The 16,014-nt window shown below is 59.9% G+C and carries 16 protein-coding genes and 1 tRNA gene; 2 read left to right on the plus strand and 15 right to left on the minus strand.

Annotation, left to right across the window (positions count from 1 at the left end; all coding sequences use genetic code 11):
- Positions 1 to 29: 29 nt before the first annotated feature.
- The 10 genes from IP81_RS08025 to rpsB all read right to left on the minus strand — a co-directional run bounded on the left by IP81_RS08025 (position 30) and on the right by rpsB (position 10,521).
- Positions 30 to 707, minus strand: coding sequence for an OmpH family outer membrane protein (locus IP81_RS08025; RefSeq protein ID WP_054107460.1), 678 nt, complete (start codon positions 705 to 707; stop codon positions 30 to 32).
- Entirely contained in the window at positions 707 to 3,328 is a 2,622-nt protein-coding gene (bamA, locus tag IP81_RS08030) for an outer membrane protein assembly factor BamA (RefSeq protein ID WP_054107461.1), read from the minus strand. The genes IP81_RS08025 and bamA overlap by 1 nt, the downstream gene beginning before the upstream one ends.
- A 209-nt stretch (positions 3,329 to 3,537) precedes the next feature.
- A complete protein-coding gene (gene rseP / locus IP81_RS08035; RefSeq protein WP_054107746.1) occupies positions 3,538 to 4,653 on the minus strand; it encodes an RIP metalloprotease RseP in 1,116 nt (371 codons plus the stop codon).
- Between the two features lie 5 nt (positions 4,654 to 4,658).
- Entirely contained in the window at positions 4,659 to 5,819 is a 1,161-nt protein-coding gene (gene dxr / locus IP81_RS08040; protein ID WP_054107462.1) for a 1-deoxy-D-xylulose-5-phosphate reductoisomerase, read from the minus strand.
- 1 nt (position 5,820) lies between these two features.
- Positions 5,821 to 6,564, minus strand: coding sequence for a phosphatidate cytidylyltransferase (locus tag IP81_RS08045; protein ID WP_054107463.1), 744 nt, complete (start codon positions 6,562 to 6,564; stop codon positions 5,821 to 5,823).
- Entirely contained in the window at positions 6,554 to 7,198 is a 645-nt protein-coding gene (gene uppS, locus IP81_RS08050; RefSeq protein ID WP_054107747.1) for a polyprenyl diphosphate synthase, read from the minus strand. The genes IP81_RS08045 and uppS overlap by 11 nt, the downstream gene beginning before the upstream one ends.
- Positions 7,199 to 7,269: 71 nt before the next feature.
- Complete coding sequence (frr, locus tag IP81_RS08055) at positions 7,270 to 7,827, minus strand: ribosome recycling factor (RefSeq protein WP_054107464.1); 558 nt, start codon at positions 7,825 to 7,827, stop codon at positions 7,270 to 7,272.
- A 3-nt stretch (positions 7,828 to 7,830) separates the two neighbouring features.
- Positions 7,831 to 8,553 (minus strand): UMP kinase, encoded by a 723-nt coding sequence (gene pyrH / locus IP81_RS08060; protein WP_054107465.1) that lies wholly within the window; start codon positions 8,551 to 8,553, stop codon positions 7,831 to 7,833.
- Positions 8,554 to 8,711: 158 nt separating this feature from the next.
- Complete coding sequence (gene tsf / locus IP81_RS08065) at positions 8,712 to 9,638, minus strand: translation elongation factor Ts (RefSeq protein WP_054107466.1); 927 nt, start codon at positions 9,636 to 9,638, stop codon at positions 8,712 to 8,714.
- Positions 9,639 to 9,759: 121 nt separating this feature from the next.
- A complete protein-coding gene (rpsB, locus tag IP81_RS08070) occupies positions 9,760 to 10,521 on the minus strand; it encodes a 30S ribosomal protein S2 (RefSeq protein WP_054107467.1) in 762 nt (253 codons plus the stop codon).
- A gap of 416 nt (positions 10,522 to 10,937) precedes the next feature.
- On the opposite strand from rpsB, the gene IP81_RS08075 reads away from it, so the two are divergent.
- Entirely contained in the window at positions 10,938 to 11,216 is a 279-nt protein-coding gene (locus tag IP81_RS08075; RefSeq protein ID WP_157573133.1) for a hypothetical protein, read from the plus strand.
- On the opposite strand, the gene IP81_RS08080 is transcribed toward IP81_RS08075, so the two are convergent.
- From IP81_RS08080 to IP81_RS08100, 5 genes are all read right to left on the minus strand, one after another.
- Entirely contained in the window at positions 11,164 to 12,006 is an 843-nt protein-coding gene (locus IP81_RS08080) for a phosphatidylcholine/phosphatidylserine synthase (protein ID WP_054107469.1), read from the minus strand. The genes IP81_RS08075 and IP81_RS08080 overlap by 53 nt on opposite strands.
- On the minus strand, positions 12,003 to 12,752 hold the full coding sequence (locus tag IP81_RS08085) for a phosphatidylserine decarboxylase (RefSeq protein WP_054107470.1): 750 nt from the start codon (positions 12,750 to 12,752) through the stop codon (positions 12,003 to 12,005). The genes IP81_RS08080 and IP81_RS08085 overlap by 4 nt, the downstream gene beginning before the upstream one ends.
- Positions 12,753 to 12,812: 60 nt before the next feature.
- Entirely contained in the window at positions 12,813 to 13,664 is an 852-nt protein-coding gene (locus IP81_RS08090; RefSeq protein ID WP_054107471.1) for an alpha/beta fold hydrolase, read from the minus strand.
- A gap of 83 nt (positions 13,665 to 13,747) precedes the next feature.
- On the minus strand, positions 13,748 to 14,533 hold the full coding sequence (gene yaaA, locus IP81_RS08095; protein ID WP_054107472.1) for a peroxide stress protein YaaA: 786 nt from the start codon (positions 14,531 to 14,533) through the stop codon (positions 13,748 to 13,750).
- Positions 14,534 to 14,931: 398 nt separating this feature from the next.
- Positions 14,932 to 15,017 (minus strand) — tRNA-Tyr (locus IP81_RS08100).
- A 171-nt stretch (positions 15,018 to 15,188) separates the two neighbouring features.
- On the opposite strand from IP81_RS08100, the gene rlmB reads away from it, so the two are divergent.
- Positions 15,189 to 16,004, plus strand: coding sequence for a 23S rRNA (guanosine(2251)-2'-O)-methyltransferase RlmB (gene rlmB, locus IP81_RS08105; RefSeq protein ID WP_054107473.1), 816 nt, complete (start codon positions 15,189 to 15,191; stop codon positions 16,002 to 16,004).
- Positions 16,005 to 16,014 lie beyond the last annotated feature (10 nt).

The raw sequence follows: 16,014 nt of genomic DNA on the forward strand, positions 1-16,014 counted from the left end.
TTCTTTATGGTCTTTCCGGCGATCTGGTCTTACCGGCCTTCTGGCGCTTTTTTGGCGGCGGCAGGTGCAGCGGCGGCAGCGGCAGCCTGCTGGGCTGCGGCCTGAGCCTGCTGTTCACGCTGCGCGCGCGGCAGCCAGCCTGCTGGCGGGACAAGCGCAGCAGAAGGGATCAGCTTGTTCAACTCGGCCAGAATATCCTGATTGAGGTTGTAGGCCTGACCTGCCTTGATAACCGACTGGGAATCAAGGACGACAGTGATCTTCTTTTTGTCCATCGCGGCTTGCGTTGCGGTGTCGAGCTTGTCGCTGATCTGTTCGAGCACATATTGCTGCGACAGGTTCAATGGCTCAAGAATCTTCTGGATTTCCGCTTCGCCAGCCTGCTGGATCTGCTGGATCTGTTCGTACTGCTGTTGCAGTGCTGCGCGGTTGGGCGCGGCTGCCTTGGCATCGGTTTCAAGCTTGGTGATCAGCGGGCGAAGCTGGGCTTCGATCTGGCCCTTGCGGACATTGGCCTGATCGATCTGCGGCTTGTACGTAACAGGGCGCTGCTGCTGGGCAACGGTGAACGCGGCGGAGGCCTGAACCACCGCCGATGGATTGGCGATGGCAATGCCCGATACGACGGCCTGAGCCGAGGCTGCGGTTGGTGCAACAGAAGCAAGGGCGATGCCGGCAAGAAGTGCGGCAGCAAAACGAATCTTCATCAGAACTGGGTTCCCACGTTGAAAGTGAAGGTTTTAGGATCGTCGCCATCAACCCTTTTCAGGACTCTGGCAAAATCGAGACGGAACGGGCCGAATGGCGAGTTCCAGTTTACGCCGATACCGACGGAAACGCGCGGTGATTTGGAATCGCCGACGAATACTTCATTGAAGGTCTGTACAGGAATACCGTTTGACGCACCGTTGGATGCGGTGGGGCTGGACGTCGGCTGACCGGTCAGAACGTCGGTATAGATGCTTTGCGGGTTGATCTGGTTTGCAGGCAGAGGATTGGTGATGCCCCACAATGCGCCGGCATCGACGTAGATCGAAGGCCGCAGACCAAGCTCACGCGCGCCCGAACCAAGCGGAATTTCAAGTTCGGCGCGTGACAGATAATAGTATCTGCCACCGATCGCATCGTCCTGTTGCTGGTTGCGATCCTGCGTTTCGACGCCGTTGATGATCTGTTTGCGCAGCACACGCGGACCGACACCGCGAATGTCAAAGCCGCGAATCTGTGGTTCGCCCAGGAAGAAGCGGTCCGTCAGGAGCACATCGTCAACCGTCGGGTCTGCCGAACGGTTGCGCAACGGTTTGATGGCTCCCCCTTCTGCGCGCAAGGAGAAGATGAACCCGCTTCCGACCGACCAGAAGCGCGAGGCATTGGCCGTGACGCGAGCATAGCGCACCGACCCGCCAAGGCCCGCGAAATCAGCGCCGAGTACGAACTGGCTGCCGCGTGTTGGCCGCATGCGGTTATCGAGCGAATCATAGACGAGCGATGCGCCAAGGATCGAACTTGTGCGCTTGCCGATGGCATCGCACAGGAAGCGCCCCGCCAGCAAAAAGCTGCACTGCCCGTTGATGAAGAAAGTATCGCGGTCCAACGTGACGTTATCAATGTTGAACGTGTAGCGCCCGATCAACGACATGTATTCGGTCAGCGGCACACCAACGCGGGCGGAAATACCGGTTGTTCCCTGCCGATAGGTGGTGTTGCGATTGGCGTTGAACTGGTTGAAGCTGTTCAAATCGCGGCGGTAAATGTCCACGCCCATCGAAATGTTCTTATCGAACAGATAGGGTTCGGTGAAGCTGACCTGCACCGAGCGCGAGAAGCGCGAATAATCGACCGAGAGGCCGACGGTTTGGCCTCGTCCACGGAAGTTGTTCTGGCGGATCGAGCCTTGGAAGATGAAGCTTTCGAGGCTGGAGAAGCCTGCCGAAAGCTGCAATTCGCCGGTAGGGCGTTCTTCGATGTTGGCTTCGAGAATGATGCGATCAGGAGCGCTGCCAGGCTTCTGCTCAATCTCAAATTTTTCCTGGAAATAACCCAGGGATTTGATGCGGTTGGACGAGCGTTTGATCTGGAAGGTGTTGAACGCATCACCTTCGGCGATACGGAATTCGCGGCGCACGACTTTGTCTTGCGTCAGCGTATTGCCGTTAACGTCCACACGTTCGACATAGACGCGCGGAGCCTCGGCAATGCGGAAGGTGACCGACATCGTCAGGTCATCCTTGTTGCGCGAAAAATCAGGGCGGACATCGGCAAAGGCATAGCCAAACGCGCCGGCGGTTTCGGTCAACCCGTCAACCTGGTCTTCGACCATCTTGGCGTTATACCAATCGCCCGCCTTCATCGGTAAACGCTTGGCCAGCGCATCGCCATCGAAATCGCGCAACTGGCTGTCAATCTTGACGTCGCCAAACTTGTAGCGGTCACCTTCTTCGACGACGTAAGTGATGATGAAATCGCGCTTGTCTGGCGTGAGTTCGGCCACGGCGGAGACGACGCGGAAATCGGCGTAGCCTTCGGTCAGGTAGAACTGGCGCATCTTTTGCTGGTCGAAAGCCAAGCGATCCGGATCGTAGCTGGTGCCGGAGGAGAACAGGCGGAAGAAGCGCGCCTGCTTGGTCACCATTTCGCCGCGCAGCTTGCCATCGCCGAACTTTTCGTTGCCGATGATGTTGATCTGGCGAACCTTGGACTTTGGCCCTTCGCTGATTTCGAACACGATATCGACGCGGTTCTGTTCGAGCATCACCATTTTTGGTTCAACCGAAGCGGCAAAGCGGCCTTGGCGCTTGTACAGTTCGATGATGCGGGCAACGTCGGCGCGGACTTTGGAGCGGGTGAAGATCTGGCGTGCGGCCAGTTTGATTTCGGGCAGGATCTTGTCTTCCTTGAGGCGCTTGTTGCCTTCAAGGATGATGCGGTTGATCACCGGGTTTTCTTTGACCTGAATAACCACATCGCCGCCGTTGTTGCGCAGCGATACATCGGCGAACAATTCGGTGGCGTAGAGGTCTTTCAGGGCCTGATCGCCCAGTGCCTGCGTGTAGGTCTGGCCGGGGCGAAGGCGGATATAGGACAGGATCGTATCGGATTCGAGGCGCTGCGAGCCATCAATGGTGACCGTGCGGATCGTATCGCCGACCGGCGCGGGGGCTGCGGCAGGAGGTGTGGCTGGTGCGGGTGCCGGACTGGCAGGGCGAACCGTTTGTGCAAAGGCTGTTTGCGGCATCGCGACCAGCGCGCTTGTGGCCAGCAGGGCTGCGCAGAGCGGCGACGCTTTTGCGTGCCGAAGTGCGGCTTGACCTGCGTTACGTGCAATCATCACCAAGCGTCATCCCGTGTGTTGTGGCAACTGAACGCTCAAATCTTGAGGTTCGGCCGCAGCAAGCGATGTTGCCCTCTGCCCCATGCCACAGGGCCAATCAAGCAAACATTGCCGTGCGTTTCTATTGAAAGATATTCTGTAGAATTGTCCCGCCATCAATCGTTAATAGCAGGACACGCAGGAAAGGGTGTTAATCTCCACTTCGGTCAGCCTCCAAACACCTTGAGCGAGGCTACATCGTTGAACGTGACGAACACCATCAGCGCCATGACCAATGCGATTCCGGTGCGGAAGGCCCACTCCTGCCCGCGCGCGCCAACCGGCTTTCTGCGGATGGCTTCGGCCGCGTAGAAAGCGAGGTGGCCCCCGTCGAGAACCGGAATTGGCAGGAGGTTAATGAACCCCAAGTTAATCGAGATCAGCGCGACGAAACCGATGAAGGCCTGCCAGCCCGAAACGAGCTGTTCGCCCGAATATTTGGCGATTTTTATCGGGCCGCCAAGTTCCTTGACCTCACGCTTGCCGGTGATGATCTGGCCGATGCCGGTGACCATCATGCCGATGATGCCGCCGGTTTGCTTCACGCCTTCGACCAGCGCTGTGCCCGGGCCGACGTTGACCACTTCATAGCTTTTGGGGCCGATGCCGAGGAAGCCGATCTTCTGCGTATTGCCGAAGCGATCGCTTTCCACTTTGACTGAAGCGGTGGTGGCGATTTCAACCTGGCGGCCTTCGCGCAGGATCACCATTTCCAGCGGATCGCCCGGGAACTGGCCGATTTCAAGCCGCACATCGAGGAAGGAGCCCATCGCCTTGCCCCGGATCGAAACGACGCGGTCCCCGTCTTTCAGGCCTGCCCGTTCGGCCACAGAGCCTGCCATTACCTGCCCGATGACGGGCGGCACTTCGACTTTGCCATATGCATACGTGAAGCCTGCGAGGATCAGCACGGCAAACAGCAGATTGGTGACCGGGCCTGCCAAAACGATCAACGAGCGCTGCCACAGCGGCTTTGCCTGAAACGTGCGATTGCGTTCCTCTGCCGGGAGCGCGAGCCAATCGGCGCTGGGCTGGCTGGCGGGGTTCATGTCACCCGCAAACTGGACATAGCCACCCAAGGGGAGCGCGCTGAGCTTCCAGCGGGTGCCGCGCTTGTCGGTCCAGCCGAGCAGTTCCTTGCCAAAGCCGATGGAGAAGACATTGGCCTTTACCCCGAACCAGCGCCCGACGATGTAGTGGCCGAATTCATGAATGAACACGAGCGGCCCCAGCACCAGCACGAAGGCCAGCAGCGTAGTTAGGATTCCGGGGCTTTCCAGCATTGGCATCAGCGCACTGGCTCCATCAATTCACGTGCCCTGATCCGCGCTTCTGCATCGATTGCGATGACATCTTCGAGACAGGTGGGCGCAGGCGCAAGGCCGAGGGAAAGAACATTTTCAACCGATTGCACGATGCGGGTGAACCCAATCTGACTGTTCAGGAAAGCGGCAACGGCGATTTCGTTGGCAGCGTTCATCACGGCAGGCACTGCGCCGCCTTCGATCACGGCAGCGCGGGCAAGGCGCGTGGCGGGAAAGCGGGTTTCATCGGGCGCGCGGAAGGTGAGTTGGCCGATGGCGGCAAGATCGAGCGGGGCGCAAGGCGTGTCCATCCGTGCAGGCCACGCCAGCGCCGAAGCGATGGGCACGCGCATATCGGATGGGCCGAGTTGCGCGAGCGTGGAGCCATCGCGGTATTCGACCATCGAATGGACGATCGACTGCGGGTGGACGATAATGCGCAGACGTTCGACGCCGACGGGGAACAAGTGATAGGCTTCGATGAATTCGAGGCCCTTGTTCATCATCGTGGCGGAATCGACGCTGATCTTTGCGCCCATCGACCAATTGGGATGTTTGACCGCTTCGGCAGGGGTGGCTTTTTCGAGCTGTTCCAGCGACCAATCGCGGAACGGGCCACCGCTGGCGGTGAGCGTGATGGCATGGACGTGGGCGATATCGTTGCCCTGAAGGCACTGGAAGATCGCGTTGTGTTCGGAATCGACCGGCAGCAGGGTTGCACCGTAGCGGGCGACAGCGGCGGTCATCACATCGCCTGCGGAAACAAGCGCTTCCTTGTTGGCGAGCGCAATCACGCCGCCTTGCTCAATCGCGGCCATCGTGGGGGCAAGGCCGGCGCAGCCGACGATGGCGGCCACGGTGACATCCGCTCCGCGCGCGGCGGCTTCGATCTGCGCTGCGGCACCGGCAGCGGCTTCGATGGTGGTTCCGGCCAGCGCCTCACGCAGGGCGGGCAGCGCAGCTTCATCCGAGACGACCGCGATCTCGGCCTGGAATTCGCGCGCGAGGGCGGCGAGTTCAGCCGCGCTGCTGTGCGCGGTGAGGGCGACGACGCGCCATTCATCGCGGTGCCGCCGGATGAGATCGAGGGTAGATGCGCCAATCGATCCGGTAGCGCCAAGGACGGTGATCGAGCGGCTTGTCATATCAGGCACCCACCTGCGATGCGGCCCATGCGGTTCCGGCGATGATGGCGACCGGCAACAGGCCATCGACGCGATCAAACAAGCCGCCGTGGCCGGGGATCAGGCGCGAGGAATCCTTCACCCCTGCCCGCCGCTTGAGCCATGATTCATAGAAATCGCCCGCTTGGGCAAAGACCGCGAGAGTTGCGCCGACGAGCGCGGCAACGCCGACGTTGGCGACTTCCAGTGCCGAGGCAATGCTGGGGCCGGTCGGGCCAATGGCGGAGAGCAGATATCCAGCACCAAGGACGACAAGCGCGGCCCAAATGCCCGCCGCTGCCATCCCGCCCGCAAGGCCCGACCATGTTTTGGAGGGGCTGATAGCGGGCGCGATCTTTGGCCCGCCCAGCGAGCGTCCCGTAAAATAAGCGCCGGTATCAGTGCAGATGACAAGGCCAAGCACGACCAGCACCAGCGGTTCAGGCATGACCACCAGCGCCAGCCCTGCCCAGCCGATATAGATTGCGCCGCCAATCACCATCGGCACAAGCGCGGCGGGCGTGGTGGCGATCTTGCTGGCGAGCATCACGTATTCGACGAAGACCCCGAACGCGACAGCGGCGATTAACAGATCGAACGCCATGCCACCGAACCAGAACGCGGTTCCGGCAATCGCCAGCATGACCACCGCAGAGGCGACACGCACTTTAAGGTCGGACTTTTGCGGCTCGGCCATAGGCGGCACAAAGGCAGGTTCAGCGTCCACCGAACCGCCTTTCGCGCGATGTGAATTGCGCGAGCGCCTCGGCCAGGTGGGCGGGCTTGAAATCGGGCCACAGCACATCGGTGAACCACATTTCGGCATAAGCCGCCTGCCACAGCAGGAAGTTCGACAGCCGGATTTCGCCCGAGGTGCGGATCAACAGATCGAGCGGGGGCAAGCAGGCCGTATCGAGTTCAGCCTCGATCGCTTCGGGCGTGATCGGCCCTTTTTCAGCCGCGCGTGCGGCAGCGCGGGCGATTTCCTGCTGCGAACCGTAATTGAGCGCGATGGCGAGCGTGGTGCCATCATTGGCGGCAGTGCGCGCGATGGCATCATCGATCAATTCTACGATATCGGGGGCAAGTGCCTGATAATCGCCGATGATCCGCAGACGCACATTGTTGGCGACAAACTCTTCCAGATCGCTGCGGATAAAGCTACGCAGCATGCCCATCAGATCGGAAATCTCGTCAGCGGGGCGCTTCCAGTTTTCCGACGAGAAGGCGTAGAGCGTGAGCGCTTCAAGCCCCATCTCGCGCGCGGCGCGGGCGATTTCGCGCACCGTATCGACGCCGCGTTTGTGCCCGAAGGCACGCGGCATCATGCGCTTTTTGGCCCAGCGGCCATTGCCGTCCATGATGATGGCGACGTGGCGCGCTTTGCCCGCGCTGCCGCCGTCACCGTCACCGATCGAGGCCGCAATCGGCGTCACTTGCCGAGGATTTCCTTTTCCTTGGCCGCAGCCGCTTCATCGGCCTGCTTGATAATTTCGTCGGTCAGCTTTTGCAGGTCAGTCTCGGCGCGCTTACGCTCATCTTCCGAGATTTCCTTTTTGTTTTCATCGGTTTTCAGCGCGTCCATGCCATCGCGGCGGACATTGCGGATCGCGATGCGCGCGTTTTCGGCATATTTGCTGGCAAGCTTGGCCAGTTCCTTGCGGCGTTCCTCGGTGAGGTCCGGAATCGGCAGGCGCAAAGTGTTGCCATCGTTAATCGGGTTGAGGCCGAGACCTGCCGAGCGGATAGCTTTTTCCACCGGGCCAATGGACGACTTGTCCCAGACCTGCACGGTCAACATGCGCGGTTCGGGCGCCGAGATTGTGGCGACTTGCGTGATCGGCATATGCTGACCGTAAACATCGACCATGATCGGTTCGAGCAATGCCGTGTTGGCGCGGCCGGTGCGCAAGCCCACAAGATCATGCTTCAATGATTCGACAGCGCCCTTCATGCGGCGTTCGAGATCGGGCTTGTCAAATTTGGCCATAGTTCAGGCTCCTTTCTGGACGACCGTCTGCGTGCCTCCACCCGCCAGCACCCGGGCCAGATTGCCCCGCTCACGAATGGAAAAGACGACGATCGGAATGCTGTTGTCACGGCACAGCGCAACCGCGCTGGCATCCATGACTTGAAGATTTTGTGCGAGAACCGTGTCGTAATCCACGATATCAAAACGCTTTGCGGACGCGTCTTTCTTGGGGTCAGCGCTGTAGACGCCGTCCACACTGGTGCCTTTGAACAGGGCATCGCACTTCATTTCGGCGGCACGCAACGCAGCGCCGGAATCTGTGGTGAAATAAGGTGCGCCAACGCCGGCGGCAAAGATCACGATGCGGCCCTTTTCAAGGTGCCGTTCGGCGCGGCGGCGGATCACCGGTTCGCACACCTGATCCATCTGCACGGCAGACTGGACGCGGGTGGCAACGCCCAATTGCTCAAGCGCGTTTTGCATCGCCAGCGCGTTCATCACGGTGGCGAGCATGCCCATGTAATCGGCCTGCGCGCGGTCCATGCCCTTGGCAGCGCCTGCCATGCCGCGAAAAATATTGCCGCCACCGATGACGAGGCAGATTTGCAAGCCGCTATCGCGGGCGTCCTTCACCTCTTGGGCAAGGCGCGCGACATAATCGGTATCGATCCCGAACTGCTGTTCTCCCATCAGCACCTCGCCCGAAAGCTTTAGCAGGATGCGCTTTAACGGGGGCAGACTCATGGGAGGATCATACTCGAAATGGTGTTGTACGGCGGCTCTTATACCCCTGTCGGGGGCCGTGCCAAGAGCATGTGCACGGTTTCAGACACAACAATCCCCGCACTGGCGGGCCACCACGGTTGGCAGCCCACCGATGCGGGGATCGTTAGACGTCAGACTTACTTGATACCGGCGGCAGCAGCCACTTCGGCAGCGAAGTCGGATTCTTCCTTTTCGATGCCTTCACCAAGCTGGAAGCGGACATAGTCCACCAGCGTGATCTTGGTGCCAGCTTCCTTGCCGGCTGCATCGACGACCTGTTGAATGGTCGACTTGTTGTCCATCACGAAAATCTGCGAAAGGAGAGCGTTTTCCTTGGCATATTTGGCAACGGCACCGTCAACCATCTTGGCCTGGACTTCGGCAGGCTTGCCGCTTTCGGCAGCCTTTTCCGCTGCGATCTTGCGTTCACGCGAGATCAGTTCAGCGTCGAGGTCATCGGTGGTCAGCGCCTGCGGGAAGGCAGCGGCGATGTGCATCGCGATCTGCTTGCCCAGCGCCGTCAGCACATCGGCAGCGGCTTCCGATTCCAGCGCGACGAGCACGCCGATCTTGCCGAGGTTCGGGGCAGCGGCGTTGTGCATATAAGGCACAACGACGCCGTTGGTGACAGCAACCTGCTTGATGCGGCGCAGCTGCTGGTTTTCGCCGATGGTGGCGACGTTGTTGGTCAGCGTGTCCGAAACAGTGCCGCCATCGGGATAGGCAGCAGCCTTGAGCGCTTCGACTTCAGTGACGCCGGTGTTCAGGGCGACTTCGGTAGCCTTGCGCACGAAATCCTGGAACTGGTCGTTCTTGGCGACGAAATCGGTTTCGGAGTTGACTTCAACAGCCACACCCTTGGTGCCCGAAACGGCAACGCCCACCAGACCTTCGGCCGCAGTACGGCTCGACTTCTTGGCGGCGGCCGCAAGACCCTTTGAGCGCAACGCGTCAACCGCGGCTTCGATATCGCCTGCGGCTTCTTCGAGAGCCTTTTTGCAATCCATCATGCCGGCGCCAGTACGCTCGCGCAGGTTCTTCACGTCAGCGGCGGTATAAGCCATCGCGTTGATCCTTTATTCTTGAAAACGGGGAAGGCCGCAGCAAGTGCCGCGGCCCGTAAATCACATCCGGGACAATTGCGTGACGGTGCCAAACTTCAACACCGTCACGCATGTTTCCGGATCAGGCTTCGACGCCAGCTTCTTCTTCGGCAAGCGGTTCAGCCAAGGCGCCGATATCAGCACCCGAAGCGATTGTTGCTTCGCGGCCACCGCGCGTTGCAGCAGCAGCCACAGCTTCGCAGTACAGACGCAGAGCGCGGCTTGCATCGTCGTTGGCCGGGATCGGGAACGCAATGCCTTCCGGCGACACGTTCGAATCGAGGATGGCAACGACAGGAATGCCCAGAACGTTGGCTTCCTTGATCGCCAGCTCTTCCTTGTTCGCGTCGATCACGAACATCACGTCGGGAATGCCGCCCATATCGCGGATGCCGCCGAGCGACAGTTCGAACTTATCGCGTTCACGCGTGAGCTGGAGGACTTCCTTCTTGGTGAGACCGGTGGTGTCACCCGAAAGCTGTTCTTCCAGCGCCTTAAAACGCTTGATCGAACCCGAGATCGTCTTCCAGTTGGTGAGCATGCCGCCCAACCAGCGATGGTTGACAAAGTGCTGGCCCGAGGCGCGGGCAGCCTGTGCGATAGGCTCTTGCGCCTGACGCTTGGTGCCGACGAACAGAACCTTCCCACCGTTCTGCACGGTTGCTGCGATGAATTCGAGCGCGCGGGCCATCAGCGGAACCGACTGCGACAGATCGAGGATGTGGATGCCGTTGCGTGCGCCGAAGATGTACGGCTTCATGCGCGGATTCCAGCGGTGGGTCTGGTGACCGAAGTGTGCGCCAGCTTCAATGAGCTGCTGCATCGTGACGACGGGTGCCGCCATAAGAAAATTCCTTTCCGGTTGTGCCTCCGGGAAGCTGGAACCGCTGCGGAGATCCCGCTTGCAGCACCGGTGAAGTTGCTTCCCGTGTGGATTGTCGCCCTCGTCCACGAACACAACGTCCGCAAAAACCCTTCGACGGGGCGGCGCTTAAACCGGGATTACGGAAAAATCCAGCACGGAATCACGCAAATCGCACCGGTTTCGATCAGTTCGAGAGTGCTGCGGGCGCATCACGCGCACGGCCCGGCTCATTTACCGCTTGACGGAACGGAACAAAAAGGGAACATTGCCCCCATAGCCGAATCAATCCTCGGTCACACAGGAACAATAACGCAATCCACAGGTTTTCCACAGACCTTTCCCAATTGTTATCGGAAACAGGTCAGACGGAAAGAAAAGCTAAGGAAACCGCGCATATGCTCGCTCTGGTCGCAACATTCGTCTTCGCCGCCGCCGCAACTTTTGCGGTTGCCGTTGTTTTTGTGACAATGTCGGGCCGGCTTAGCCAGATCGCGACTCTGCTGGCCGATCACCGTTCTTTGCAGCGTGACCGCGAATTTCTGGTTACCGTGACCACGATCGAGCGCCCTGCCCTGCGCACCGGTAGTGAGCAGCAGATCCGCCGGACCGCGCGCCGCGCGCTCAAGCGGGCAGATTCGGCTCGGTGCGCGCACTCGCTGCGCGCTGCCGCTTGACTTTGGCATAGCGCATCACGCCGAGCGGAATGAACAGCAAGTATACCGCGCAAATGCCGACCAGCGTCAGCCAAGGCTCGGTCAAGAGGGCCACGGTGACCAGCCCGACCAGTGCGATCAGTTCAAGCCGCACGCTGCGGCGCGGACGCAAGGCCGTCCAGCCCAGCGTGGCGATGTTCGAGATCATCAGGAACGCAATCAGGACGAGCCAAGGCCCCACTACGATGGGCAGGCGGAAGACCGGGTTGTCAGTGGCGATCCACAAATACATCGGCAGGAATGCAAGCCCGGCGGCGACGGGTGCGGGTATGCCGGTGAGGAAGCCCGCAGACTTGTGCGGTTGATGTTCTACATCGATTTGCGCATTGAACCGGGCAAGCCGCAAGGCGCAGGCGATGGCCACGGCGAGTGCCGCAAACCAGCCGATACGCGGGGCTTCCTGCAACGACCACAAGAACAGGATTAGCGCAGGGGCAACGCCAAACGATACGTTATCAGCCAGACTGTCGAGTTCCGCACCAAAGCGCGATTGCGCTTTGAGCAAGCGGGCGATCCGGCCATCAATGCCATCCAGCAATCCCGCCAGAATGACCGCCGCCACCGCCTTACGCCAATCTTCGGCGACAAGCACAGGATCGGTGCCCGAGGCTGCGGTGACGGCAAAGCGGATGCCGGTGAGCCCCGAGCAGAGTGCTGCGGTGGTAATCGCATTGGGCGTCATCGCCCGCAATGTCAGGCCGCCGGGAAGACGACCACGACGCGGGGCGTTTTCATCGCCCGGGGAGATCACTGCGAAATACCCTCGATCACCGGTGCATCGCCGATCTCTGCCAAGATGGTTTCGCCTGCCACGATCCGCTGGCCCATAAGGACTTTGGGTTCGGTGCCAGCAGGCAAATAGACATCGACACGGCTGCCGAAACGAATCAGGCCAACGCGCTGGCCGACCGCCACGATATCCCCGCCTTTGACGAAGGGGACAATCCGGCGTGCAATCAGGCCTGCTATCTGGGTGAAGCCGATTTGCACGCCATCGCCGCGCTCCACCAGGAAGTGCTGACGCTCATTCTCTTCGCTGGCTTTATCAAGATCGGCGTTCAGAAATTTGCCCGGAATGTAGACGACACGCCGAATCGTGCCTGCAATCGGCGTGCGGTTGATGTGAACATCGAACACCGACATGAAGATCGATACGCGGGTGACCGGCGCATCGCTCATCCCCACAACGCCCGTGCCGTCATCAGCGCAGAGTTCGCGCGGGGGGGCAACTTTCTGGATCAGGGTGATGAGGCCATCGGCAGGGGCCACAACAAAGCGGTCATCGCGCGGCGTAACCCGCACAGGATCGCGGAAGAACGCCAGGACGCCAAGCGTCAGAAACGCCAAGGGCCAAGCAAGGGTTTCCCACGCCATAAGCGCAGCACCAAGACTGAATGCAGCGGCGATGAGGCCGAACTTACGGCCTTCGGGATGGATGGATGGCCATGACCACCCGGCGGCGCCGCGACCACGGTTATCGAATATTTCTCCGGACATGGCGCCTATCTAGGGCCTGCCATCAAATGCCACAAGCAAACTTGCGCCAAAGTGCCGACTTCAATGCGCCAAGGACGGATTTGCAGGCATTACGCGGCCCAAGAACCCAAGCACGGCATCATTGAACTGATCGTTACGATCGCCTGCGACCATATGTCCGGCGCCGATAATGTCGGAGACTTCAAAATGCGTGATTCGCGCTTGCAGGTCGGCCACGCCTTCGTCGGTGACGATGTCAGACTTCATTCCGCGCACCAGCATCGTGGGCACGTTATCCATCCATGCCGCGCCATCCAGCAGGTCTGCGAGGCTTTCGTCTTGGTGATTGACCGTCAAGAATTGAGGGTCCCAATGCCAGCGCAACCGGCCATCGCCGGTTTGACGCAAGTTCTTGGCAAGCCCGTCAAGCCGCTTGGGGCGTGGCCGGTCAGGGTAATAGGCCGATATGGCATCCGCTGCGTCTTCGACCGAGGCAAAGCCTTCGGGACTGGCAGACATGAAGCCGAGGATGCGTTCAACCCCCACTTCTGAAACTTTTGCGACAATATCGACCAGGACCATCGCATCGGGAACCAGCCCGCGCGCCGCAGCAACCATCGCGCTCAAGCCGCCAAGCGATGCTCCCACAAAGGCCACGGGCCGGGCAACAAGGCTGGAAATGGCATTAAGATCGGCACAGCGACGGGCGAAGGAATAATCGCCATCGGGCTCCCAATCACTCTCACCATGGCCGAGCAGATCGTAGTTGATAACGTGATAGCCCGCGCGCGCCATTTCCGCGCCCGCGCGATCCCAACTATGCCGCGTCTGCCCGCCGCCATGGCCCAGAATAATCGCAGGGGCCCCGCGCTCACCATATTCGTCGGCTACGATATGCAGACCGCCTGCAACGGGAATACGAATGGTTTTCATACCTTTGCCTTAAGCAAACGCGCAACCGATGCAATAAATTTGGCCCCGCGCCCGCCCCAATAATCGCCTTAAGCGAGAGCTTGCTACTTCTTCACCGGAGGCTGCTTGCGGGTAAAGACCAGTTCGTGGCTGCTTGATGCATTGGCATCATAGGCATAGCCCTCGGCGTTGAAGTCCTTGAGGCCCTCTGCGCGGTCGACATGGTTGTCCATGATCCAGCGTGCCATCAGCCCGCGCGCGAATTTCACGTGGTACATGAGCCGACGGGCTTCTCCGTCCTTCACGTTCAGGAACGATGCGGAGATGACCGGGGCGGTCAGCGCATTGGTATCGACAGCTTTGAAATACTCGGTGGATGCAAGGTTCACGATTGTCCGGTCCGCATGCCCGGAAAGATCGCCTTCCAACGCCTTGGCAATCAGACTGCCCCAGAAATCATAGAGCGAATTCCCGCGTGGATTTTTCATTTTGGTGCCCATTTCGAGGCGATAGGGCTGGATCACATCCATCGGGCGCAGCAGGCCATAAAGGCCGGACAGGATGCGCAAATGATCCTGAGCATAGGCCAACGTGGCTGCCTCCATGGTTTTCGCTTCGAGCCCCCAATAGACATCGCCATCGAAAGTCAGGCCGGCAGGTTTGGACGCGTTGCTACGTCCGTCGAGGTCAAACGCTCTGAACCGCTCTGCATTCAGTTCGGCCAGACTGTCAGAAATGTGCATCAGTTTTTTGAGGTCTGCTGCCGATTGCTGCTTGGCAACGCGAGCAATCTCGCGTGTGTCTTGCGCAAGGCGTGGATGCGTAATCTCATGCCGGGTTTCAAGCGGATCGAAGTTCAGCTTCTTGGCAGGTGATAGCAAGGTAATCACGTTGTGTTGTTTCCTCGTGGCATAGACACGGGTGAGCGCTGCGCAGGTGCAGGCACGCTAGATTTTCGATGAGATTAAAGCAAACGGTTCGGCAATCAAATGCGCCGACCAAGCCGTGCCCCCCAATATCACCTTTCCTGGCCTCATTGCCTGTGTTGGCTTTAACCGCACCTTGAAAGGGCGCAGAGACATCCGAGGACGCCCCCGCTTACAATCTTGCAATTGTACGGAACCCGCACTCCGGGAAAGTTTGAACGCGGCTTCCCTGCCTTTCGTGCAGCAATCGGAAGCGCAAATAAGCGTTTTTTTGATTTTTCAGCCCCTCAAGGGCTGGTGGTGGCAGGACCAGACTTTCCGGGATTTCCACGGTCATTCGCGAATGGCGGCGAATGAGGGGGTGGTGGACAGGGCTGGATTCGAACCAGCGTACGCTCTCGCGGGCAGATTTACAGTCTGCTGCCATTAACCACTCGGCCACCTGTCCACACCAGTACTGCCGGTGCCGGTTTTCTTCGAAAAGAACGCCGGATTTGTTGGCCCCACAAGGAGGCCGTCCGACCGAGAGGCGGTCCTTTGGCGAAGCATCGCTTGCCTGTCAATGGCCACAGTGGCATGCGCGGCACGATTTTAGACGTCATTGAAGAAAAGGTGCCCGATGCCCCGCAACAACGATCAACAAAAGGGCAAGTCCCTGCGCGGCCGCGAAGCCCGGAACAAACACGGGCGCGGATCAGGCCGGGCCACTGGCGGCATTGTGCGCCTGTGGGGCCGCCATGCCATCGAAGCCGCGCTGACCAACCCCAACCGCGATTGCAAAAAGCTTTCGGGCACGCGCGAGGCGATCCAGCAGTTGCTGGACGAAAACGACGCTGAACTGCCGCCCACCCTGCCTGTAGAGTATGCGCAGGCGGCCGATCTGGGTCGGCTTGTACCCAAGGATGCGCCGCATCAGGGATTGGTACTGGAATGCTTGCCGCTCGATGATGTGGCGCTCGACGATATTCTGGACGAATCCGAAGGCCGCACGATCGTCGTGCTTGATTCGGTGACCGATCCGCACAATGTGGGCGCGATTTTGCGGTCGTGTGCGGCGTTTGATGTGGCTGCGCTGGTGACACAGGACCGCAATTCGCCGGTCGAGTCAGGTACGCTGGCAAAGTCTGCCTCGGGCGCGCTGGAGACGGTGCCTTGGGTGCGGGTGGTCAACCTTTCACGCGCGCTCGAACGCATGGCCGAGGAAGGCTATTGGCGGATCGGCATGGATGGTGATGGCAAAGCGGTGTTTCCATCGGCCCTTCCCAAAGGCCCGGTGGTGATCGTGATGGGCGCCGAGGGCGAAGGTTTGCGGCACAATGTGGCGCAGCATTGCGATGCCGTGGCGCGGCTGCCCATGGCATCGGCGATAGAAAGTCTTAACGTGTCAAACGCTACTGCGATTGCCTTGTATGCGGTGTATACGCGCGAAGAGTGAACTGGCGCGG

The organism is Novosphingobium sp. AAP83, assembly GCF_001295795.1.
GTDB lineage: Bacteria > Pseudomonadota > Alphaproteobacteria > Sphingomonadales > Sphingomonadaceae > Novosphingobium.

What these genes read in the sequence shown, in the direction of transcription:
- IP81_RS08025 (WP_054107460.1), bottom strand. Translation starts at nt 707, where the DNA reads ATGAAGATTCGTTTTGCTGCCGCACTTCTTGCCGGCATCGCCCTTGCT.
- bamA (WP_054107461.1), bottom strand. Translation starts at nt 3,328, where the DNA reads ATGATTGCACGTAACGCAGGTCAAGCCGCACTTCGGCACGCAAAAGCG.
- rseP (WP_054107746.1), bottom strand. Translation starts at nt 4,653, where the DNA reads ATGCTGGAAAGCCCCGGAATCCTAACTACGCTGCTGGCCTTCGTGCTG.
- dxr (WP_054107462.1), bottom strand. Translation starts at nt 5,819, where the DNA reads ATGACAAGCCGCTCGATCACCGTCCTTGGCGCTACCGGATCGATTGGC.
- uppS (WP_054107747.1), bottom strand. Translation starts at nt 7,198, where the DNA reads ATGGACGGCAATGGCCGCTGGGCCAAAAAGCGCATGATGCCGCGTGCC.
- frr (WP_054107464.1), bottom strand. Translation starts at nt 7,827, where the DNA reads ATGGCCAAATTTGACAAGCCCGATCTCGAACGCCGCATGAAGGGCGCT.
- pyrH (WP_054107465.1), bottom strand. Translation starts at nt 8,553, where the DNA reads ATGAGTCTGCCCCCGTTAAAGCGCATCCTGCTAAAGCTTTCGGGCGAG.
- tsf (WP_054107466.1), bottom strand. Translation starts at nt 9,638, where the DNA reads ATGGCTTATACCGCCGCTGACGTGAAGAACCTGCGCGAGCGTACTGGC.
- rpsB (WP_054107467.1), bottom strand. Translation starts at nt 10,521, where the DNA reads ATGGCGGCACCCGTCGTCACGATGCAGCAGCTCATTGAAGCTGGCGCA.
- IP81_RS08075 (WP_157573133.1), top strand. Translation starts at nt 10,938, where the DNA reads ATGCTCGCTCTGGTCGCAACATTCGTCTTCGCCGCCGCCGCAACTTTT.
- IP81_RS08085 (WP_054107470.1), bottom strand. Translation starts at nt 12,752, where the DNA reads ATGTCCGGAGAAATATTCGATAACCGTGGTCGCGGCGCCGCCGGGTGG.
- IP81_RS08090 (WP_054107471.1), bottom strand. Translation starts at nt 13,664, where the DNA reads ATGAAAACCATTCGTATTCCCGTTGCAGGCGGTCTGCATATCGTAGCC.
- rlmB (WP_054107473.1), top strand. Translation starts at nt 15,189, where the DNA reads ATGCCCCGCAACAACGATCAACAAAAGGGCAAGTCCCTGCGCGGCCGC.